The 340-nt window shown below is 47.1% G+C and carries 1 pseudogene; it reads right to left on the minus strand.

Features of this window, described 5'->3' with window-relative positions:
• Positions 1 to 340: pseudogene (locus AC6UD6_RS07010) on the minus strand (hypothetical protein); the annotation flags it as partial.

A 340-nucleotide genomic window follows, 5' to 3' on the forward strand; every position in this document is an offset into this window, starting at 1 on the left:
CCTGCTTAGCCTTCGGAGCTTCCGGTTGTGCGGCCGGAACTTCCTTTGGTGCACTTGGCTTAGTTGGCTCCGGTTGTGCTGAAGGTTTCTCTGGTTTGTTTGGAGCTACCGGAGTTTTTGGTTCAGCATTCTTCACATAATGAATTGGGGTATCTTTTCCTAAATCATTGTGATCAATCGGATATGGTGTACCAGGGATCAACTTGTTCCCATTCTTATCAACTGGAGTGTATCCAGGAATGTCAGGGATAAGTGGGTTACCGGCATCACTTGGGTTGTTGGGATCATTTGGATAAACGATCGGGTTACTGCCCGGAACATCAGGAACTAAGTGACCTAA

It is taken from the genome of Fructilactobacillus sp. X8R2C1 (genome assembly GCF_059900955.1).